General features: G+C 63.2%; 16 protein-coding genes. 11 read left to right on the top strand and 5 right to left on the bottom strand.

Annotated elements, in window-relative coordinates:
• Nucleotides 1-197: 197 nt before the first annotated feature.
• Entirely contained in the window at nucleotides 198-485 is a 288-nt protein-coding gene (locus tag GV819_RS21350; RefSeq protein ID WP_161758031.1) for a DUF3509 domain-containing protein, read from the top strand.
• A 167-nt stretch (nucleotides 486-652) separates the two neighbouring features.
• On the opposite strand, the gene GV819_RS21345 is transcribed toward GV819_RS21350, so the two are convergent.
• Together GV819_RS21345 and GV819_RS21340 are read right to left on the bottom strand one after the other, a co-directional pair.
• On the bottom strand, nucleotides 653-1,504 hold the full coding sequence (locus GV819_RS21345; RefSeq protein WP_161758030.1) for a TIGR02285 family protein: 852 nt from the start codon (nucleotides 1,502-1,504) through the stop codon (nucleotides 653-655).
• A gap of 76 nt (nucleotides 1,505-1,580) precedes the next feature.
• Entirely contained in the window at nucleotides 1,581-2,780 is a 1,200-nt protein-coding gene (locus GV819_RS21340; protein WP_161758029.1) for a CaiB/BaiF CoA transferase family protein, read from the bottom strand.
• A 317-nt stretch (nucleotides 2,781-3,097) separates the two neighbouring features.
• Here GV819_RS21340 and bacA point away from each other — a divergent pair, with 317 nt between their 5' ends.
• The 6 genes from bacA (at nucleotide 3,098) to GV819_RS21310 (ending at nucleotide 13,387) form a co-directional block, all read left to right on the top strand.
• Nucleotides 3,098-3,718, top strand: a complete 621-nt coding sequence (bacA, locus tag GV819_RS21335) for a biofilm formation regulator BacA (RefSeq protein WP_161758028.1) — start codon at nucleotides 3,098-3,100, stop codon at nucleotides 3,716-3,718.
• Between the two features lie 15 nt (nucleotides 3,719-3,733).
• Nucleotides 3,734-4,429: a PspA/IM30 family protein gene (locus GV819_RS21330; RefSeq protein WP_161758027.1), complete on the top strand. Its 696-nt coding sequence runs from the start codon at nucleotides 3,734-3,736 to the stop codon at nucleotides 4,427-4,429.
• A 66-nt stretch (nucleotides 4,430-4,495) separates the two neighbouring features.
• Nucleotides 4,496-5,137, top strand: a complete 642-nt coding sequence (locus tag GV819_RS21325) for an OB-fold-containig protein (RefSeq protein ID WP_161758026.1) — start codon at nucleotides 4,496-4,498, stop codon at nucleotides 5,135-5,137.
• A gap of 36 nt (nucleotides 5,138-5,173) precedes the next feature.
• Nucleotides 5,174-7,249: a flotillin family protein gene (locus GV819_RS21320; RefSeq protein ID WP_161758025.1), complete on the top strand. Its 2,076-nt coding sequence runs from the start codon at nucleotides 5,174-5,176 to the stop codon at nucleotides 7,247-7,249.
• A 162-nt stretch (nucleotides 7,250-7,411) separates the two neighbouring features.
• Entirely contained in the window at nucleotides 7,412-12,661 is a 5,250-nt protein-coding gene (locus GV819_RS21315; protein WP_161758024.1) for a DNA repair ATPase, read from the top strand.
• Nucleotides 12,662-12,697: 36 nt separating this feature from the next.
• On the top strand, nucleotides 12,698-13,387 hold the full coding sequence (locus GV819_RS21310; protein WP_161758023.1) for a phospholipase D-like domain-containing protein: 690 nt from the start codon (nucleotides 12,698-12,700) through the stop codon (nucleotides 13,385-13,387).
• A gap of 44 nt (nucleotides 13,388-13,431) precedes the next feature.
• On the opposite strand, the gene GV819_RS21305 is transcribed toward GV819_RS21310, so the two are convergent.
• The 3 genes from GV819_RS21305 to GV819_RS21295 all read right to left on the bottom strand — a co-directional run bounded on the left by GV819_RS21305 (nucleotide 13,432) and on the right by GV819_RS21295 (nucleotide 17,049).
• Complete coding sequence (locus GV819_RS21305; protein ID WP_161758022.1) at nucleotides 13,432-14,538, bottom strand: hypothetical protein; 1,107 nt, start codon at nucleotides 14,536-14,538, stop codon at nucleotides 13,432-13,434.
• Entirely contained in the window at nucleotides 14,528-15,169 is a 642-nt protein-coding gene (locus GV819_RS21300; protein WP_161758021.1) for a hypothetical protein, read from the bottom strand. Before GV819_RS21300 ends, GV819_RS21305 begins: the two co-directional genes overlap by 11 nt.
• Before the next feature lie 146 nt (nucleotides 15,170-15,315).
• On the bottom strand, nucleotides 15,316-17,049 hold the full coding sequence (locus GV819_RS21295) for a hypothetical protein (protein WP_161758020.1): 1,734 nt from the start codon (nucleotides 17,047-17,049) through the stop codon (nucleotides 15,316-15,318).
• Between the two features lie 219 nt (nucleotides 17,050-17,268).
• Between GV819_RS21295 and GV819_RS21290 the strand changes: the two genes are divergently transcribed.
• The 4 genes from GV819_RS21290 (at nucleotide 17,269) to GV819_RS21275 (ending at nucleotide 21,765) form a co-directional block, all read left to right on the top strand.
• A complete protein-coding gene (locus GV819_RS21290; RefSeq protein ID WP_161758019.1) occupies nucleotides 17,269-17,811 on the top strand; it encodes a YaeQ family protein in 543 nt (180 codons plus the stop codon).
• Nucleotides 17,812-17,868: 57 nt separating this feature from the next.
• Complete coding sequence (gene recJ / locus GV819_RS21285) at nucleotides 17,869-19,578, top strand: single-stranded-DNA-specific exonuclease RecJ (RefSeq protein ID WP_161758018.1); 1,710 nt, start codon at nucleotides 17,869-17,871, stop codon at nucleotides 19,576-19,578.
• Between the two features lie 463 nt (nucleotides 19,579-20,041).
• Nucleotides 20,042-20,425, top strand: a complete 384-nt coding sequence (locus GV819_RS21280; RefSeq protein ID WP_161758017.1) for a DUF6124 family protein — start codon at nucleotides 20,042-20,044, stop codon at nucleotides 20,423-20,425.
• 233 nt (nucleotides 20,426-20,658) lie between these two features.
• Complete coding sequence (locus GV819_RS21275) at nucleotides 20,659-21,765, top strand: NADH:flavin oxidoreductase/NADH oxidase (RefSeq protein WP_161758016.1); 1,107 nt, start codon at nucleotides 20,659-20,661, stop codon at nucleotides 21,763-21,765.
• The last annotated feature ends 143 nt before the right edge of the window (nucleotides 21,766-21,908 follow it).

Raw genomic sequence — 21,908 nt, 5'->3', positions numbered from 1 at the left:
AATGCAACGGCGGCGTGGTTTGCGCCTGGTCGGCCGTTTTATATCTGTCATGTTACCCGTGCATGCTCGAATGACTCAGGTCGGCAGCAGTAGGTGTGGCGAACTTTCTTCTCTGGGCGATGGTCACTTGAATGTCAGAAAGCTACCGGCATTTTTGTTTTCGAACCTTTTATTCGAGCTATTGAGTGGTGATCTAGATGGAAAGTATCAGTCTTTTATTGAGCGAGGCACTGAGTCCCTACCTGGTCACCCTAACGCCTGGCGGCGCCCACGGTGAATGCCTGCTGAGCTTGAAGAATGCTTCAGGTGCCATCGTTGTGGAACGTGAAGTCAATCAGGCCCAGCTCACCGACAAGCGTTTACTCACTGATGTTGTCGATGGCTTGCACCGTGACGTGCTGATCGCCGAAGGGCGGTTGGAGCCCTGCGTGATTGCCGCGCTGCGCCATGTCGCCGAAGGCAAGGTTTTCGATCGGCGCAACTGACAAATTTTTTATGGAACCTTCCAGCCATCCTGTCAGTCAGACTCAGTATCAGCAGGATCAGGCATTGTGCTCCGGTGCTTGTAGCCTGCTGGTACGGGTCGTCAAAGACCACGTTTAACCCCGAGTCGTCTCCCCACTTCTCGGGGTTTCTTTTTGCCCGGCGTTTGTCAGTGGTCCTTTAGATCCTGGAAATAGCTTCGGGCGTCGGCGCGGTATTCGTCGCGCATCCCGGGTTCCAGCCAGGCTGCATACAACTCCACCAGACGTTCCTCGCGCAGTTTGAGCAGGGTCTGGTTGATGCGGGTGATGGCTAGCCGGCCCTGGGGAGTATCGGAGCAGCCGACATGGACTTCCTGGTACTTGCTGATGCCTTCGATCGGGTAGAACTCCAGGTCCTGGGGGTCGATGCCTTGCTGTACGGCCTGATAGCGGATTTCCGCCCGGTAGCCCAGGAGCAATTGCAGGCGCCCCAGGCGTTGCATCTGCAGCAGGCTGCCCAGGGCGTCGTTGCCATAGTGGGCATGAATGGCACTGGGCGGGACTTGCTGCAGCAGGTTGTCGAGTTGTTGCCCATAGCTGCGCTCGGCCACCACCCCGAGCAACTCCTTGCCGCTGTCCAGCAGGCCGTGCAGGTCGACCTTGCCGTCATGGATAAACTGCGTCAGTTGCTCGCGGTCGGCGCGACGAATCGCCAGGCCATTGCTCAGCACGCGAAAGCTGGTGATCGAGAAGGCCACCCATTGCGCGCGCTCCTTGCTCCAGATCAGCGAAGGATCGCAGGTGAAGCTCGGCTCGCGCAGCATCTGCATGCCACGGGCGCGATTGACCCGAACCAGCTCGTGTTGGTATTCCGGCAGGTTGGCGATCAGTTGCGGCATCAGCAGATCGATGACGCCGTGGCCCTTTTGCTCCCCCTCGAAGATGCTCAAGGGCGGAAAGTCGCGCAGCAGCCAGGTGATGATTTCTCCGGCGTGGCTGGGGGCGCTGGGCAGCCACAGCAATAGCGCCGCAAGCGGCATTGCGAGCCGGACGAGGCACTGCTTCGCGCGCTGGATTGCCCGTTGCAGGGCGTCTGTGTGAGACCGGTGTTTCAGCTTAGATTGCCCCAGTATTGCGCAGGTGTTGGATCTGCTCGCTGTTGTAGCCCAGGCTCGCAAGGATTTCTGTTGAGTGCTCGCCGAGTTCCGGACCGACCCACTCCGCGGAGCCGGGAGTCTCAGAGAGTTTCGGCACGATGCCGGGCATCTTGAAGGCCTTGCCGTCGGGCAGCTTGGCCTGGAGGAACATTTCCCGGGCAAGGAATTGCGGGTCGTGGAACATGTCCTCGGCGCTGAAGATCCGGCTGGCCGGGACTTCGGCCTGGTTCAGTTGCTCCAGCACCCGGTCCAGGGGCAGCGAGGCCACCCAGCGATCAATCACCCCGTAGAGTTCGTCGCGGCGGCTATCGCGCCCGTCGTTGCTGGCCAGGCCCGGGTCATTGGCCAGGTCCTCGCGGCCGATGATCAACATGAAGCGCTTGAAGATGGCATCACCGTTGGCGCCGATCTGCACGTGCTTGCCGTCGGCACTGGTGTGGATCGACGAAGGCGTGATGCCGGGCATGATGTTGCCGCTGCGCTCACGGATGAAGCCGAACACATCGAACTCCGGAACCATGCTTTCCATCATGGCGAAGATCGCCTCGTACAACGCCACGTCCACCACTTGCCCCTGGCCGCCGTTGACCTCGCGGTGCCGCAGGGCCATCAGCGCGCCGATCACCCCCCACAGTGCGGCGATGGAGTCGCCGATGGAGATCCCGGTACGCACCGGCGGCCGATCCTCGAAACCGGTGATGTAACGCAGGCCGCCCATGGATTCACCTACCGCGCCGAAGCCCGGTTGGTCCTTCATTGGCCCGGTCTGGCCGAAGCCCGACAGGCGCACCATCACCAGTTTCGGGTTGAGGGCGTGCAGCACGTCCCAGCCCAGGCCGAGCTTCTCCAGCACGCCGGGACGGAAATTCTCGATCAGGATGTCCGCTTCGCCCAGCAACTGCTTGAGCACCGCCAAGCCTTCCGGATGCTTGAGGTTCAGGGTCAGGGACTTCTTGTTGCGTGCCTGGACGAACCACCACAGCGAGGTGCCCTCATACAGCTTGCGCCACTTGCGCAATGGGTCGCCGCCATCCGGAGACTCGACCTTGATCACTTCGGCACCGAACTCGGCGCAGATACGCGAGGCGAAGGGGCCGGCGATCAGGGTGCCGAGTTCAATCACTTTCAATCCGGCGAGGGGCTTGCTGAGGCTATTCATGAGGCATCCGCTGGGCAGGAAAATCCGCTTAGCCTAGACCATTGGTCGCCATTAAGGCAGCGCCGGCTACCTGCCATTATTGATTATTTGCGGGTTGGGCCTGGGACAATTGTGCTTCTCATTCGCTTTGTTGGCGGGTTTAATGACGCCGCTTGAAAAAGTAGCAGTTGCGAAAGATGAAAAAGGGTCTATGCGGCCGTTGCCGGTTTCGCGGTTTGCCCTGCGACCCGTCTGATATTTTTTGTTACAAACATCACCTGTAAATTTTACATGTGATGAATTGAAAACCTTACATGTGATGTTTTAGTCTCTGCGTCATGGAAAACAAATCCTCAGCTCATTACCAACGTTTATTCCGCCAGCGCCTGCGTGATCAGGGCTTGGTGAAAAAGGAAGTCTGGATACTGCCGGAGAACGCCCAGGCGTTGCTGGCGGTTGAACGCAAACTGCGTCAGCCCTTAGAAGGGCTGGCTCCTGTGGAAAAGGATGGAGAAGTGAGCATGCCGCAGATCTGGAATGCCCGATCGCTGTGCCAGGCCCTGGTGGCCACCGAGTTGTTCAACAGCGGCGAAGCCAGCGTTGAACTGCTTGAAGGGGCCGAGCCGAGCTTGCACGTGACCATGCGCGAATACGGCGACTTGCCGCTGTTCGTCGCCTTGTCCGGCGAGCAGATCCTGGTGGAGGCGCTGCTCTGGCCGCAAAGCGAAGTGACCGACGTGGCTGCGTTCAACGAGGAAGTGCTGCTGAGCCGCCAGTTGTTCCCGCTGTCGAGCATCGGCCTGGAAGCCCGCTTCGACGGCGAGCGCCACTACATGATGTTCGGCGCCCTGAGTGCCACTTCGATTCTCTCCAACGTGCTCTACGAGATCGAAACCCTGGCCAGTAACGTGATCAGGGCAACCGAGGCCTACGAAGGCTACCTGAAGGCTCAGGCCTGACCTGGAGGAATGCACATGAACGTATGGAGCAAGCTGCTCACCGCGCTGCGCGGTGGTGCCAATGAGGCGGGCGAGGCCCTGGTGGACAGCCAGGCGCTGAGGATTCTCGATCAGGAGATCCGTGACGCCGATCAGGAACTGCGCAAGTCCAAGGAAGCCCTGGCCGAGATCATGGCGCGGCAGAAACTCGCCGCCGAGCGCGCCGACCGCAGCGCGGCCAAGGTCGCCGAGTATGAAAGCTACGCCCTCAAGGCCCTGGAAGCGGGTAATGAAACCCTGGCCCAGGAAGTGGCGCAGAAGATCGCCAATCTGGAAAACGACCTGGCCGTGGAACGCGAGCAGGCCGACGGTTTTGCCGCCAGCGTGGCGCAGTTGCGCAAGGCCGTGACCCAGGCCGAAGGCAATATCAAACATTTGAAACAGCAGGTGGATACCGTCAAGGCCACCGAGAGCGTGCAGAAGGCCCAGCAGGCTGTGGCCCAGCGCTACGGCGGCTCGCAGAGCAAGCTGCACACTGCCGTGGAGTCCCTGGAGCGGATCAAGCAGAAGCAGGCTGAGCGCGCGGCAAAGATGGACGCCGCTGCCGAGCTGGCCAACACCAGCAACCCGGACGATGCCCTGGACGCCAAGTTGCGTGAAGCCGGGATCGTCGCTGGCAGCACCAGCGCCGACAGCGTGCTGGCGCGCCTCAAGGACCGCAACAAGTCCTGATTCACCGTTGTGTTGTAGGGGCAGGGCCGTCGGGCCTTGCCTGGCTTTTTCAGGGATAGGAAAGCAATGGAAATCTTCCTGCAGACAGTGTTGTCGTTCCCCACAGTGCTGTTCAGCTTCATGCTCTGTCTGGCAGTGATCTACTGGGCCGTGGTTGCCATGGGCATGCTTGATGTCGACCTGCTGGACTTCGAGGCCGACTCGCTGCTCGACAGCGCTCACGCCACCGAAGGCCTGGCCGGGCTGCTGATCAAGTTCAAGCTCAACGGGGTGCCGGTCACCCTGGTGCTGACCCTGCTGACGTTCTTCAGCTGGTTCCTGACCTATTTCGCCGAACTCTACATTCTCAGTCACCTGCCGCTGGGCTGGCTGCGCTATCCCCTGGGTCTGTTGCTGGCGATGGTCGCGCTGTTTCTGGCCGCGCCCATCAGCGCCGCAATCTGTAGCCCGCTACGTCCGCTGTTTCACAAGATGGAAGCTACCAGCAGCCAATCGGTGCTGGGGCAGACCGCTGTGGTACGCAGCGGCCGGGTCACCCTGGAGCACGGCGAAGCTGTGCTCGAGAACGGCGGCGCGGGCCTGATCCTGCGTGTGCGTGCCGATGAAACACAAGCTTTCAAACGCGGCGATCGCGTCGTGTTACTGGAGTATCTGCAGGCGCAACACGCCTATAGGGTCATTACCGAGGACGAGTTTCGCGGCCTCTGAGCCCGGACTTCCTCAGAATCAAAGGAGATTGATTGCATGAATTTACCGTCGCTGCTGCCCATCCTGCTCGGGATTGGCCTCGTCGTCCTGGTGGTCTTCGGCCTGTTGGCCTTGTTCAAGGCCTTTTACATCAAGGTCCCCCAAGGCACGGCGCTGATTGTCAACGACATGTCCTCGACCCCCAAGGTGCACTTCACCGGCGCCCTGGTGTACCCGGTCATCCACCTCAAGGAGTTCATGCGCATTTCGCTGATCACCCTGGAAGTTGATCGTCGGGCCAAGGACGGGCTGATCTGCCGCGACAACATGCGCGCCGACATCACCGTGGCCTTCTACCTGCGGGTCAATGAAACCCAGGAAGACGTGCTCAAGGTGGCCAAGGCCATTGGTGTCGACCGCGCCTCTGATCGCGCGGCAGTCAACGAGCTGTTCAACGCCAAGTTCTCCGAAGCGCTGAAAACCGTGGGCAAGCAGTTCGACTTCGTCCAACTGTTCGAAAATCGCCAGGATTTCCGCGACCGGATCATCGAGATCATCGGCAACGACCTCAACGGTTACGTGCTGGAAGACGTGGCCATCGACTACCTGGAACAGACGGCCAAGCACTCCCTGGATCCGAGCAACATTCTCGACGCCGAGGGTATCCGCAAGATCACCGAGCTGACCGCGACACAGAACGTCATCACCAACGAACTGGAATGCAACCAGGCGCTGGCGATCCAGAAGAAAAACGTTGAGACCCGCGAAGCCTCGCTGTCCCTGGAACGCCAGCAGGCCGACGCTGAAGCGCGGCAGAAGCGCGAGATTGAAACCATCCGTGCCCGCGAAGAAGCCGAAACCGCCAAGGTCAAGGAAGAAGAGCGCCTGAAGGCCGAACAAGCACGCATTCAGTCCCAGCAGGAAATCGACGTGCGCACCGAGAACCATCAGCGCGAAGTCGAAGTGGCCCAGCAGAACCGCCAGCGTGCCGTGGTCATCGAGGTGGAAAAAGTCACCCGTGCCAAGGACCTGGAAGTGGTGGCTCGCGAGCGTGAAGTCGAGCTGCAGCGCATCGAGAAAGAAAAGGCCCTGGAAGAGCAGCGCAAGAACATCGCCACGGTGATTCGTGAGCGGGTAGCGGTAGAGAAAACCGTGGCCCAGGAAGAAGAACGGATCAAGGAAGTGCGCGAGATTTCCGAAGCCGAACGCGCCAAGCAAGTGGTGGTGATCCAGGCCCAGGCCGAAGCCGAGCAGGACCTGGTGCGCCAGGTCAAACAGGCCGAGGCCGACGAGACCCGCTCCAAACACAAGGCGGTGGAAATCAACAACCTGGCCCAGGCCGAACTGGAAGCCGCGGCCAAACAGGCCGAAGCCAAGAAACGCCTGGCCGAAGGCCTGGAAGCCGAGCGCGCCGCGCCTGGCCTGGCGGATGCCCGAGTGCTGGAAATCACTGCTGCGGCCCAGGAAAAAGAAGGCCTGGCTCAAGCCCGCGTACGCACCGAGCAGTTGATTGCCGAAGCCCGTGGCGAACAGGAAAAAGGCCTGGCCGACGCACGCATCATGGAAGCCCAGGCGGCTGCCAAAGAGAAAGACGGCCTGGCGGAAGCCAAGGTCATGGAAGAAAAACTCGGGGCTCAGGCCCGTGGCGAAGAGCAACTGGGCGCGGCCAAGGCCAAGGCCACCAAGGACCTGGGTTCGGCCGAAGCCGAGGTGCTGCTGCAGCGCCTGAACGCCGAGGCCGAAGGTCTGGGCAAGAAGTTCAGTGCTCTGGATTCCCTCAGCGACAGCGCGCGCCAGCACGAAGAATTCCGCATGCAACTGGAGAAGAACTTCGAGGAAGCGATGGCCGCCATCGCCGCCAACAAGGAAATCGCCAAGGACCAGGCCGAAGTACTGTCTGCTGCCCTCAGCAAGGCCAAGATCGAGATCGTCGGTGGCGAAGGCGACTTCTTCAACTCCTTTGCCAAGTCGCTGTCGGTGGGCAAGGCCATCGAGGGCGTGGTGGGCAAGAGCCCGGTGGTCCAGGACGTCCTGGCGCGCCTGCTCAACGGCAAGAGCGCCCCGGCCGTAGCGGCCGAGCTGGCTGCCGCTGCCGTTACGCGCAAGGTTGAGGCGCCCTCTGCCGAAGCCTGAAATGCCTGACCCCACCTGATTCACCCGCGCTCCCCGGCCCCGCAGCCGTCGTCTGTATCGACGGCTCCAGGGCGGGTGCCGCTGCGGGCGTTTCAGGTACTGGGCTCCAGGTTTCAGGAGCCCGCTTTTTTTGCACACCGCCGTAGATCCAGGAAGGCCACGATGTCGGACGCTCAAGTCGCAACTCCCCCGCAGGACGTATTGGACAAGGCCGTCGCCGAAGGCGGCGCCTATGAGGTGCTGCAAAAGCGCCTGCTGGACCAGGGCCAGCGCCTGCGGGCCACCACCGACAGCCTCAACCAGAGGCGTCTCGACGAGTTCGGCAACAGCCGCATGGAAGTGGTCGGGCGGGTGCGCATCCGTACCGAGAACAACTGCATCGCCCGGGACATCGTCCAGGTCGGCGACTGCCTGCTGTTTGGCTACAACGTGTTTATCGGCCTGAAGAAGGAAACCAGCGTCGCCGACGTGTTTTCCCTCTACCGGCTGGTGGAAGAGGGCGAAGGCTATGAAGCCGAGCCCGTGCCCCTGGAAGGCAGCTTCCTGGCTGCCCAGGGCTTCCTCAATGATTTCAATGAGCTCTACACCTATTACAAGAACACCCGCCTGCTGCAACTGGCGATCCGTGACGGCAAGCTGCTGGCGAGTTTCCAGATCGGCGAGCGCGTCACCGATGTGCGGGTGTTCCGCTGGTCGATCTCGGTGGACGGCCGGGACGTGCGTTACATCGACAACCGCGGCGAGCGCGATATCGCCCTGCCGGCGCCCTTCGATTTCGAATGGAAGAAAGCCACCCGCGAGATGGTGGTGGAAGGGCGCTTTCCGCACCTGAACATCCTCGACACGGTGTTCGTCGAAACCATCGGCGGCGACCTGACCATCAAGGTCGAAAACAATACCGAATCGGGCCTGGGCATCTACCGCGAAGAGGTGCTGGACAAGACCCAGTCCCTGGACGACTCGCAGATCGAATTCGCCCGCCTGGGCAGCCTGATCCTGCTCAAGGTCCTGCCGTACCGCGAAGAGCAGTGGCGCTACCTGGTGTTCAACAGCCTGACCCGCCAGGTCGAACGCATCGACGCCATCGGCCTGGCCTGCGTGCAACTGCCGGAAGACCACGGGATCATCTTCCCCGGCGGTTATTACCTGCAGAGCGGCGAGTACAAGACCTTCGAGCAGTCCATGGAAGGCATGCGCTACAAGCGCTCGGTGCGCTCGCCCAACGGTGAAGATGTGCAGTACATCTTCTACCACCCCGAGCAGGGCCGCTCGGTGCTGCTGACCTACAACATGATCAACCGCCAGTTGCAGAACCCGCTGTTCGGCCACGGCTACGCGCGCCTGGAAGACGGGCGCATGGTGATCTTCGCTGCCGAAGGCGATGAGCCGACCCGAGTCCATCCGATGCAGGTCTGGCAGACGCCGTTCTTCACCGAGGAGTTTGCCGCGCGGCAACCGACCCGCAGCGGTTTCCTTGGGCGCATCGGCAACGCCGAACTGGTGCGCAGCGTGTCCGATCTCTACGACCTGTGCCGCGAGATCGACACCCCGGCGGTGTCGGTGCAGCGTTATTCGCTGCTGTGCCAGAACACCCGGCGCCTGTTCGACGTCTACCACTGGCTGGGCAGTGCCGAGCTCGACGGCCTGGCCCCGCTGCTGCGGGAAGTGGCCTCCACCTCGGAACTGGTGCTGGACGAATACGAGAAAGTCGAGAGCATCCGCCGTCAGTCGGACCAGGCCATGGTGGCCGCCGAGGCCAAGCAGAAAGCCCTGCTGGACAGCCTGCTGGTGGACAGCTGGGACCAGGTGCAGAGCTTCGTCGATGCACTGAACGGCATCACCGCCCAGCGCGGCCTGTTGCTGACCATTCGCGACTACCGCTACATCGACGTGGCGCGCATCGACGCCATGGAAGCCGAGCTGCTCAAGGCCCAGGAGCGCACCGCCGCCGGCACCGCGACCTTCCTCGCCAGCGAGCAGGCCCTGCTGCCCTTCGTCACCCAGCTCGAAACCCTGGACGCCCAGGCGCAGAAAGCCGAGACCGTGGCCCAGCTCAGCGAGCCCCTGGGGGCCCTGCAAGCCATGGCCGGCGACCTGGACATGCTGTCCGGCCTGATGGCCTCGTTGCAGATCGACGACGCCACCCAGCGCACCCGGATCATCGAATCCATCTCGCAGATCTACGCCCGCCTGAACCAGGCCAAGGCCCGCGCCGAACAACGGCGCAAGGGCCTGGGCTCGACCGAGACCGTGGCGCAGTTCGGCGCCCAGTTCAAACTCTTCAGCCAGGGCATCACCAATGCCCTGGCCCAGGCCCAGGACCCCGAGCGCTGCGACGAACAACTGTCGCGGTTGCTGGTGCAGCTTGAAGAACTGGAGAGTCGCTTTGGCGATCACGAACAGTTCCTCGGCGACATCCTCGGCAAGCGCGAGGAATTGCTGGAAACCTTCGAGGCCCACAAGCAATCGCTGCTCGACGAGCGCCAGCGCAAGGCCCAGGGCCTGCTGGACGCGGCGCGGCGGATTCTCGACAGCCTCGGCCGGCGCACCGCCAAGTTCACCCAGGCCGAAGAGCTCAACGCGTTCTTCGCCGCCGACCCGCTGATCCTCAAATTGCGCGAGTTGGCCGAGCGTCTGCGCGAGCTCAAGGACAGCGTCAAGGCCGACGATGTCGAGTCGCGCCTCAAGGGCGCCCGGGACCAGGCCGTGCGCGCCCTGCGCGACAAGACCGAGCTGTTCGAAGAGGGTGGCAACGTCATCAAGCTCGGCCCGCGCCACCGCTTCAGCGTCAACACCCAGGAACTGGACCTGACCCTGATGCCCCGGGGTGATGAGCTGCACCTGCACCTCACCGGCACCGATTTCCTCGAACCGTTGCGCGACCCCGAGCTGGAGGCCCTGCGGGACTTCTGGCAGGTGGCCCTGGAGTCGGAGTCGGCCCAGCTGTACCGCGCCGAATACCTCGCCGGGCAAGTGCTGGACGCTGCCGACCGAGGCGCGGAAGGCCTGAGCCTGGAAAGCCTGAAACCCTTGCTGGCGCACCCCGAAGAACTGGCGCGGGTGATCCGCGACTTCGCCGCGCCGCGCTACAAGGAAGGCTACGAGAAGGGCATCCACGACCACGACGCCGCCGCGATCCTCCTGCACCTGTTGCCCCTGCGCGACAGCGCCGGTCTGCTGCGTTTCGGCGCGGCGGCGCGAGCCTTCGCCGCACTCTTCTGGGCCCGCCAGCAGCACCAGCCGCAGCCCCGGCAATGGGCTGAGCGGGCTCGCACCAGTCGGCATATCCAGCAACTGTTCGGCCGCCGTGAAGGCTTGCTGCAGTTGCAGGAAGAAATCCTCCTGGCGCTGCAGGACTGGCGCCAGCAGCAGGCCTTCAGCCTGCCGGCGGAGCTGTTGCCGGAGGCTGCTGAGTACCTGGTGCAGGAACTGGCGGCGGACCGGATCGAGTTCACCTTCAGCAAGTACGCCAAGCAGTTGCAGGAAGCCCTGACCCTGCGCCTGCAAGGCGCACGCATGTGGGACGACTACCAGCAGGCCCTGGCCCAGCTGGCAGAGCGCCCGGCCGCGCAATGGGCGCTGGCCGGCAACTGGCTGTCGGCGCTGTGCGCCGAAGGCGAGTTCGCCGAATGGAGCGACTACGTGCCCGAGGCCGTGGCCCTGTCGCTGCTGGGCGAGGATTTTGCCAAGCGCATCACCGAAGTCGACCTGCGGTTCAAGGTCGACAACCTGATGGGCGAACACCCGCGCATCCAGGAACGCAGCCTGTCCCTCACCGTGGACGGTTTCTTCGCCCGCCTGCGAGCTCACCGCGAACAGTTCCTGCCCGGCCTGCAGCGCTACCAGGCCCTGCGCCAGGGCATCATCAGCCGCGAGCGCTCGGCCCTGCGCCTCAGCGAATTCAAGCCGCGGCCGTTGAGCTCCTTCGTGCGCAACAAGCTGATCAACGACGTGTACCTGGGCTTTATCGGCGACAACCTGGCCAAGCAGATGGGCACCGTGGGCGAGAACAAGCGCACCGACCTGATGGGCCTGCTGATGCTGATTTCGCCACCGGGCTACGGCAAGACCACCCTGATGGAATACGTGGCGCACCGCCTGGGCCTGATCTTCATGAAGATCAACGGCCCGGCCCTGGGCCACCAGGTGCGCTCCCTGGACCCGGCCCAGGCGCCGGACGCCACTTCGCGCCAGGAGCTGGAGAAGCTCAACCTGGCCCTGGAGATGGGCAACAACGTGATGCTCTATGTCGACGACATCCAGCACACCCACCCGGAATTCCTGCAGAAGTTCATCTCGCTGTGTGACGGCACTCGACGTATCGAGGGCGTGTGGAAAGACCGCACCAAGACCTACGACATGCGCGGCAAGAAATTCTGCGTGGTGATGTCGGGCAACCCGTACACCGAGTCCGGCGAGGTGTTCAAGATCCCCGACATGCTGGCCAACCGGGCGGACATCTATAACCTCGGCGACACCCTGGGGGGCATGCAGGACGCCTTCGCCCTGAGTTACATCGAGAACGGCCTGACCTCCAACTCGGTGCTGGCGCCATTGGCCACCCGCGACATGGCCGACGTCTACCGCTTCGTCGCCAAGGCCGAGGGCAAGGCCTTCTCCAGCAATGAGCTGAGCCACAGCTACAGCGGCGCCGAGATCAACGAGATCACCACCACCCTGCAACGCCTGATGCAGATCCGCGACGTGGTGCTGCGGGTCAACCAGCAGTACATCGCCAGTGCGGCCCAGGCCGATCAGTACCGCAGCGAACCAGCGTTCAGGCTGCAGGGCAGCTACCGCAACATGAACAAGATGGCCGAGAAAATCTCGGCGGTGATGAACGATGCCGAGCTCCTGCAACTGCTGGCCGACCACTACCAGGGCGAGTCCCAGCTGCTGACCACCGGCGCTGAGGAAAACCTGCTCAAGCTCGCCGAGCTGCGCGGTAACCAGACCCCGGAACAGAGCGAACGCTGGACCCAGATCAAGCGCGACTTCGTGCGCAACCGTTCCATGGGCGGCAGCGACAGCGATGTCGGCACCCGGGTGGTGGCTCAGCTCAACGATCTGGTCGAGGGCGTACGTGGCCTGGCCCGGCCGCCAGTGGACGAGGCCGAGGCGGCCAAGCCCTGGCGTGAACTGCTGGCCGGCCTGGAGCGACTGGGGCAGCAAACGCCGCATATCGAAGTTGAGCTGCAAACGCCGGAACAGCCAGGCATGCGTGAAGTGCTGGAAGGCCTGGTCGAGCAGCTGGAAAACAGCTTCCTGCCGCTGATCAAGGTGATGCACAAGAAGATCGACGTCGACCTGCACGGTCATCACCGCATCAGCGACATTGCCAACCGTCTCGACGAACTGAGCCGCATGCTCAGCAACGGCGAGGTTCCGACCCTCAAGGACCCCCAACCGTAGAGGCCGGCTTGCCGGCGCCTACCCAAGGATCACGACATGGATTTTGCCCACCTGGACCAGCAACTGCGCGACAGCCTGCAGGACCTGAAACTGAGCAATGAAGAGCGCGACGAACTGCGCCAACTGGGCAGTGAGCTGGGCACCGACCAGGTGCGCTACCTGCGCAATCGGGCCTTCGATCTGGTGCGCGAGTTGAGCCTGGCCGACAGCGCTAATGTGCTGCCGGCGCTGAAATGGCTGGAGCAGGTGATCAAGACCCTGGATACCCACAGCGCCCCGGTGCGGGACATGGCCAGTGCCCACTTCAGCCCCGGCGAGGACTGCCGGCGCAAGATCCGCGACCTGTGCCGCCAGGCCCGGATCTCGGTGGACATCTGCGTGTTCACCATTTCCGACGATCAGCTGAGCGACGAGATCCGTGCCTGCCATAAGCGCGGCGTGGTGGTGCGGGTGATCAGCGACAGTGAAAAGCAGTTCGATGTCGGCAGCGATATCGCGGCGCTACGGGAGGCCGGGGTGCCGGTGCGGATCGACGACACGCCGTTCCACATGCACCACAAGTTCGCCGTGTTCGATGGCCGTACCCTGCTCAACGGCAGCTTCAACTGGACCCGCAGCGCCACCACCGGCAATGAAGAGAACCTGCTGGTGATCGATCATCCGCAACTGGTGGCCAGTTATCTCAAGGAGTTCAACGAGCTCTGGAGCCGCTACGCGCCGCGTTGATCGGCTGTGCGCCGCCAAGGAGGGCGGCGCTGTGGGTTATCCGCTTAGTTGAACTGCGGCAGTTCCTTCCAGAACGGATCGCTATCGAGCTTGTCCAGCAAGCGTTTTTTCAGTTCGACGATGCGCTCGGGGGCGCCGCTGTGCAGGCTGTCGAGGGCCTCGTGCAGCCGCGGCAGAGGGTTGCTCTGGGTGCACATGTTATCCAGGGTGAGCATCTCGACCGCCTCTTCGAGGCGTGCCTGCTCGATGTGGCTGTTCAGCAGGTCGCGCTCCAGAGGCTCTCTAGCGAACGCATTGCTACCCAACAGCGCGTACAGCGCCTCGGCCTTTTCCGAGTTGCCGAGGCTCAAGTAGCTGCACGCGATGAACGCCCGATGGTAGCTGTGGAGGTCTTCGCCGATCTCGGGGTCGTCCAGTTCTTCCAGCAGTTTCAGGGCCTTGTCCAACAGTTGTTCGGCTTGCGCCGTGTGTCCCAGTTCATGCAACAGGCGGGCCTGGACGCGGTATTTATCCAGGCGGTCCGAGGTGTCGATCTGCTCGCTGAGCCGGGTCAGTTCTTCCAGGCTGTTGCTGACCAGCCAGCTGTCCCGTTGCAGCGATGGCAAGCCGGCCTGGACCTGCAACTGGATTTCCAGTGCGCTCATCCGGCACCAGGACCAGGCATCCTGGCCACGCAGCTTTTCCAACTCGGCCATGGCCTGCTCGAAGAGCGATGTACGCCACGCGGCCTGGGCATCGATATTCGCCCACAGATTGAGCAGCAGATTGAAGCGCTGCTCGGGGGCCTGCTGCTGGCTGTCGAGCAGGGCCTGCGCTTGCGCGCTTGAACCTTGCGCGGCATGCCACAGCAGCAGGCTCAGCAGCAGGTGGTCGCTGATCTCGGAGGGCGCGCAGGCGAGCAGGCGCAGGGCGATGTCGCTGTGGTTTTTCTGCAGGAGCGAATCCATCAGCCTGGCGTAATCCTGGTTCGTGGCACTAGCGCCAGCCTGTGTCAGCCAAGCGAAGGCTGGCTCGGGGTATCCGGCTTCAAGCAGGACCGCCCCGGCGGTTGCCAGCCCGGCGGGTTGCAGCTGCGAGCCGAGCCCGGGAATCTCCTGAATCCGGCCCTGAGCCAGGTACTCAAGCAGAACCGCCCGCAGTTCATCGGGCAAGGGCTGGTAATGAACCACCCATGCCCAGGCATATTGCAGGCTGATGGCGGCAGCCGCTTCCAGCCCTGAAGCATATTGCAGGCTGGCCAGCAGTCGGTTGTCGGGGGCCGCTCAAGGTCTGGCTGCGCGATTCTTCCGACAGGGCACTGAGTTCCATGATCAGGCGTTGGGTTTGTGTCGAATCGCCGCGGGCCTGGGCTACCTGCACTGCCAGGATCAAGGGCAGCGCCTCGTGCTGGGCGTTGTGCTTGAGCAGGTCCAGGGCAGCTTGCGGCTGTTTTTGGGCGAACAGTGTGCTGAGCATGTCGCCCAGCGCAACGTCCCTGTGAGGGGGGCTGAGCTCGTTCAGGATGGTCGTCGCCCTGTCGGTCCGCCCGGCGTTGAACAAGGCGCCGATGACTTGGACGAGGATCAGTGGCTTGGCTGTCGGGCTCAGGCGCTGCGCCAGTTGATAGGCCAGTTCGGGGTCGAAGGCGTTGAGCAGCGCCAGCCGTTCGATCTTCTGGAGTTCTTCTGTTGTGGGCGTCTGTGGAGTGAGGGACGGGGCGGCACTGCTGTCGTCGCGCAGAAATGTCCAGAAGACGACGACCAGTACAACGATGACAAGAACAAGACCAAGACCGATATCCATGGGGATCCTTTGCGCTACCTCGTTTGCGCCGCTTTGCGTCATGCATAGCTCTATGGCGTGCGGGGTTATCAGGGAGCAGTGGGCACGTGGCAAGCCACGGGGCCCGCTACGCGCCCCGTTGAGGGCGTGCAGCGGGGCGCACTCGGTCAGGCGTGCTGGGAAGCGCGCATGGCTTCACCGCTGATCAGCCGGTCCAGCAGTTGTTGCTGGAACTCGGCGGCGCGCTCGGGGGCCCGTTGATGCATCTCCTCCAGGGCTTGATACAGGCGTGACAGGGGTTTCTTGTCACTGAGCAGGGTGCTCAGATTCAGCGCCTCGATGGCCTGGGCAAAGCGCTGGTGCTGGATGTGGTGCAGCAGCAAGTCCTCTTCCAGCATGTGGCTGCCGGCGTCCTGCGCGTGCAGCTGATCCTGCAGGGCCTGGGCCGCTTCTGCCTCGTCGAGGTACAGGTAGGCGCTGGCAATGTCCTCCAGGTAGATGGTTTTCACGTCTTCGTCGATCTCCGGCAACGGAGCGCTGTCCAGCAGTTTCATTGCCTGCTCCAACAGCGTCCTGGCCTGGGCGGTCTGGTCCAGGTCATGCAATAGCCGGGCTTGTTGGCAGAGGTGCAGCAGTTGCTGCTCGGCATCCTGCTGCTCGCGCAGGTTGTGCATTTCCTCAAGGCTGCTACGCACCAGCCAGCTGTCCCGGCGATGGGCAGGCAGGCGGCTCTGGGCTTGCAGTTGGACCTGCAGGGCGTGCAAGCGCATGCCACCCCAGAACTCCGATTCGTGCTTGTAGCCGTCGATCAGTTGCAGGGCCTGGGCCAGTAGCGCGGCAGTCCATTGCGGCTGCGCCTGGTGCTGCTCTTCGCAGAGGCTGAGCATCAGGGTCGGACGCTGGGACGCTTCACTGACCCGCTCTTGCAGCAGGGCCTCGGCTTCAGCGGTGCGGCCCTGTGCCGCCAGATGGTTGAGCAGGTGCAGGAGCAGGCCGTGCTGATGCAGGTCGGGGACAACGTCCAGCAGGCGCAGGGCAAGATCGAGTTGCTGGCGCTTCAGGGCCGAGTCCATCAACGCGCTGTAGGTTGTGTAGTAGAGGGAGCCGTTGTCTGCCATCAGGCTGAAGGCCGGCTCCGTTTGGCCGGCCTCGAACAGGGCGAGGATGGCCTGGACCTGTTCTTCGGCAGCCAGTGCCGGCGTCCGGGCGAGGACCAGTTCAAACCGGCCCTGGGCCGCGCACTCATCGAACAGGCTGCGCCACTCCGTCAGATAGCGCCCCGCGGCGGGGTCCTGGAATTGGGCCCAGGCCCGTTCGAGGCTGAGCAGCGCCTGGTCTTGCATTCCCGCCTTAAATTGCAGGCCGGAGAGGGTCAGGATGTTGCTGATGCTCTGCTCTTCCGGGGCTGCGGGGTTTTGCGGATCGCTCAGCTCGCCCAGCACGGCCAGGGCACGTTCCTGCTCGCCGCGGGCCTGAAGAATGCGTACCTGCAGCAGTGGCCAACTGGGCAGGGGCTGGCCCCACTGGTCCAGCAGTTCCAGGCAGGCCTGGGTATCGTCGGTGTCGAGCAGCGACTCGATCAGCGTATTGAGGACGTATTCCCGAGCATCGGGCGGCAGTTGCCTGCCTATTTCCAGAGCCTTGGCCTTGTGCCCCGCGAGGTAGAGTTCGGCGGCCACCAATTGCAGCGCCAGCTCCCGGAGCTCGCCGCTCAGGCGCTCGGCCAGTTTCAGCGCCAGCAGCGGTTCGGATTTGCTCAGCAGCAGGGTTTGGTTGATTTGCGCGGTAATGTCGCTGGCAGCTGGCAGGGCCTCGTTCTGTTCAGCCATTTTCTGGCGGGAGTACAAAATCAATGCGATGAACACCAGCACGATGACAAGCAGGGTGACAAAGAGGGTCATGGACGTCCTTTTCTATTGAGCGGCGGCATTGGCGCGGTGCGCGCCAGCCGATTCGCGCGGGCGTTATAAAACCCTGGCGGCAGGCTGGCAACTGTCTTTACCGAGGCAATGCATTGCTGCGGATTTCAGCAGAAGGCCCGCCGGCCGGTCAGCGGTCGGGCAGGGCGGCGGGTTTCGGGTTAGACTTGCCGCCTTTTCGCACACTCAAGAAGCCCGCACATGGCCCAGCCGTCCACCACCTACAAATTTGAACTGAACCTGACTGATCTCGACCGCGGGGTCTATGAAAGCGTCAAGCAGACCATTGCCCGTCACCCTTCGGAAACCGAAGAGCGCATGACCGTGCGGCTGCTGGCCTACGCCTTCTGGTACAACGAGCACCTGTCGTTCGGTCGTGGTCTGTCGGACGTGGATGAGCCGGCCCTGTGGGAAAAGAGCCTGGATGACCGCGTGCTGCACTGGATCGAAGTCGGCCAGCCGGATGCCGATCGCCTGACCTGGTGCTCGCGCCGCACCGAGCGCACCAGCCTGCTGGCCTACGGCAGCCTGCGGGTCTGGCAGACCCGGGTGGTGGACGCAGTGAAAAACCTGAAGAACCTCAACATCGCCGGCGTGCCCCAGGACGTGCTGGAAACCCTGGCCAAGGACATGCCACGAGTGATCAAGTGGGACGTGATGATCAGCGAAGGCACGATCTTCGTCACCGATGATCGCGGCCAGCACGAAGTGCAGCTGGAGTGGCTGCTGGGCGACCGCGGCTGATTGCCCGCCCCGCCCCCTGATCGATCTTTCGTATTCAAGAGAAGTTGCTGTTAGCCCATGCGTATCGAACCCCGTGAGTTGCCCGCCGTCCTGCCCTTTCTCGGTGATCTGCCGCCGCTGCTGACCCGCCTCTACGCCGCCCGTGGCGTGCAGTCGGTGGAGGAGCTGGACAAGAGCCTGGCGCGGCTGATTCCGTATCAGCAGCTCAAGGGCATCGATGCCGCGGTGGACCTGCTGGTGACCGCCCTGGACCAGCGCCAGCGCATCCTCATCGTCGGCGACTTCGATGCCGACGGCGCCACCGCCAGCACTGTGGGCCTGCTGGGCCTGCGCCTGCTGGGCGCGGCCCATGTCGATTACCTGGTGCCCAACCGCTTCGAATACGGCTACGGCCTGACCCCGGAAATCGTCGCCGTGGCCCTGCAGCGCGAGCCGCAGCTGCTGATCACCGTGGACAACGGCATCTCCAGCGTCGAAGGCGTGGCGGCGGCCAAGGCGGCCGGCTTGCAAGTGCTGGTCACCGACCACCACTTGCCCGGCCACGAACTGCCGGCGGCGGACGCCATCGTCAACCCCAACCAGCCGGGTTGCGAGTTTCCCAGCAAGGCTCTGGCCGGGGTCGGGGTGATCTTCTATGTGCTGATGGCCCTGCGCGCACGCCTGCGCAGCCTGGGACGCTACGAGACCCAGCCGCAGCCGAACATCGGCGAGCTGCTGGACCTGGTGGCCCTGGGCAGCGTGGCGGACGTGGTGCCCCTGGACGCCAACAACCGCATCCTGGTGCACCAGGGCCTGGAGCGGATTCGCGCCGGTCGCGCACGACCGGGGCTCAAGGCAATCCTCGAAGTGGCCAAGCGTGACCACGCGCGGATTACTTCCACCGACCTGGGTTTCATTCTTGGGCCACGGCTGAACGCCGCCGGGCGCCTGGACGACATGAGCCTGGGCATCGAGTGCCTGCTCAGTGACGATGTGGCGTCTGCTCGGGCCATGGCCGCTCAGCTCGACGAACTGAACCAGGACCGCAAGTCCATCGAGCAAGGCATGCAGCGCGAGGCCCTGGCCCAGCTCAAGGACCTGCCGCTGGAGTCGATGCCATTTGGCCTATGCCTGTTCGATGCCGACTGGCACCAGGGGGTGATCGGGATTCTTGCCTCACGCCTGAAAGAGCGTTACCACCGCCCGACCATCGCCTTTGCCGATGCCGGTGACGGCATGCTCAAGGGCTCCGCACGCTCGGTGCCGGGGTTCCATATCCGTGATGCCCTGGATGCCGTGGCGGCGCGCCAGCCGCAATTGATCAGCAAGTTCGGCGGCCACGCCATGGCCGCCGGCCTGTCGCTGCCGGAGTCGAACTTCCCGGCCTTCGCCCAAGCCTTCGACGAAGAAGTGCGGCGCCAGCTGCAAGAGGAAGACCTGACCGGACGCCTGCTGTCCGATGGCACCCTGGCCGTGGAAGAGTTCCACCTGGAACTGGCCCGTGCCCTGCGCCATGCCGGCCCCTGGGGCCAGCACTTCCCCGAGCCGATGTTCCATGGCGTGTTCGAACTGGTGGAACAGCGCATCGTTGGCGAACGCCACCTGAAAGTGGTGCTGCGCAGCGAATGCGGCTCGCTGAAGCTGGACGGCATCGCCTTCGGCATCGACCGTGAAGTCTGGCCCAACCCGACCATCCGCTGGGTGGAACTGGCCTACAAACTCGACCTCAACGAGTTCCGCGGCCAGGAAACCGTGCAGTTGATGATTGCCCATATCGAACCGCGCTGAGGCGGGTAGTGCCGATCAGCTCAACGCTGGAGCGAGCGAAAACTAACTTGTGGCGAGGGAGCTTGCTCCCTCGCCACAAGTACAGCGCTTGTCCTTAACTGACTGGCAGTAAACGACGCGGGTGGTTTTGCCAGACTTTGGGAAAGCGGGGCGGCGGCACGTCTCTTTCTTTTGTAAGGGGTTTCCGAGACACTCTCGGGCGCTTGCGGCTGGGTATTCGGCTCACTAGGCTCGGATCATCACTGAATTTTCAGTGATCGGGTTTAGCAGCCTGTGACCAAGACACGTGAATGTTGCCGTAAGCCCAGTTGGCTTTCCTGCCTGCTGTGTTCTGTTATGGCGGCTGTGCGTGGGGCGCCCTTGGGTGCGCCGGGTTCCTTGGACCGGTCTGCTAACCCGCGTACAGCTGCCACCCTTACGTTTAGCAGCGTGGGGTGGTGGCTCCATTCCAAGGAGCTGCACCATGAAAAAGATCGTCCCCGATCCGCCGGTTCTCCATCCTTCTTCCCGTCGTAATCCAGACCATGATCTGGCCAATGAAGCCGTGCGCCATGCCCTGGCCAACACTTGCGTAAACGGCTCGTTGATCGCGACTCTGCACCCCACCGTGGCCGGCCCTGCAGGGCCTGACAACCCCTTCGCTGTGCGCCCCGGCATCAGTGCCGAAGAAGCATTGATTCATGTTTCCATGCTGCTCAAGTCTGCCGAGGAGGTGTCCGATGAAATCACCGAGCACGCCAGCGGCATCGAGCGTGGCCTGATCTGGTCGCTGGTGCATTCAGTGGAAATGGCCCGGGGCGTGGTGGAGGCCTTGCTCGATGGCAATCGCCGAGCCCCGCTTGGCTGATAGGGCCCTGGCCGCTGCCGCTGGCAGCGGCCAGGGCAACAAGTTTTTTACCCGGTGCGGTATCAGGAACCCTGCCGGCGACAGTGTTGTCGACTAGTCTCTAAGCACTGTCTGATTGGCCTTGTGACCTTTTGTCATTCTTCTACCCGCGGGGGCGGGCGCTTCACTTCGCAGTCACTCGTCGGCCGTTCAAACAGAACCCTGGAGCCTGACCATTGACCGAGAGGTGCCCCATGAGTCTGCTGCTTGAACCCTATACCCTGCGTCAACTGACCCTCCTCAACCGCATTGCGGTGTCGCCCATGTGCCAGTACTCGTCGCAGGATGGGCTGGCCAACGACTGGCACCTGGTGCACCTGGGCAGCCGCGCCGTCGGCGGTGCCGGGCTGATCTTCACCGAGGCCACGGCGGTCACCGCCGATGGCCGGATCACCGCCCAGGACCTGGGCCTTTGGAACGATGCGCAGATCGAGCCCTTGCAACGCATCACCCGCTTCATCACCGCCCAGGGCGCGGTGGCCGGCATCCAGTTGGCCCATGCCGGGCGCAAGGCCAGCACCCATCGGCCGTGGCTGGGCAAGTCCGGCAGCGTCAAGCCCGAGGACGGTGGCTGGGTGCCGGTGGGGCCTTCGCGGATCGCCTTCGACCCGCAGCACACGCCGCCGACCCAGCTCGACGAGGGGCAGATTGGCGAGATCATCCAGGCCTTCGTTGCGGCCGCCAAACGCGCGCTGGAGGCCGGTTTCAAAGTGGTGGAAGTGCATGCAGCCCATGGCTATCTGCTGCATCAGTTCCTGTCGCCCTTGAGTAATCAGCGCCAGGACCGCTACGGCGGCTCGTTCGAGAATCGCATTCGCCTGGTGTTGCAGGTGACCGAGGCGGTGCGAAAGGTCTGGCCCGAAGAGCTGCCGTTGTTCGTGCGGGTGTCGGCCACCGATTGGGTGGAGGACGGCTGGAACCCGGACGAGACCGTGGAGTTGGCGCGGCGCCTCAAGGACCTGGGGGTGGATTTGATCGATGTGTCGTCCGGAGGCACTGCGGCCAACGCCGAGATTCCTACTGGCCCCGGTTACCAGACGCGCTTTGCCGAGCGGGTGCGCAAGGAGTCGGGGATTGCCACCGGGACTGTGGGCCTGATTACCGAACCGGCCCAGGCGGAGCATATTCTGCGTACCTGTCAGGCGGACATCATCTTTCTCGCTCGGGAGCTGTTGCGTGACCCTTACTGGCCGCTGCATGCCGACGATGATCTGGGCGGGCGCAAGGCGATCTGGCCGGCGCAGTATCAGCGGGCGACCCACAGGGACCAGCCGATTCATGAGTCGGATCTGCGGGATTAAGCTCGTTCAGGCGTAAAAAAACCGGCCCGTGTGGGCCGGTTTTTTTGTGTCTGGCGTCAGGCCGCCTTCGCGGGCAAGCCCGCTCCTACACGGACGCCGCCGATCTGTAGGAGCCGGCTTGCCGGCGAAGAGGCCCTTGGGGC

It is taken from the genome of Pseudomonas sp. Fl5BN2, assembly GCF_009908205.1.
Classification (GTDB): domain Bacteria; phylum Pseudomonadota; class Gammaproteobacteria; order Pseudomonadales; family Pseudomonadaceae; genus Aquipseudomonas.
The sequence above is the reverse complement of the archived record's forward strand: the minus strand, read 5'-3'. Positions and strand labels throughout refer to the sequence as shown.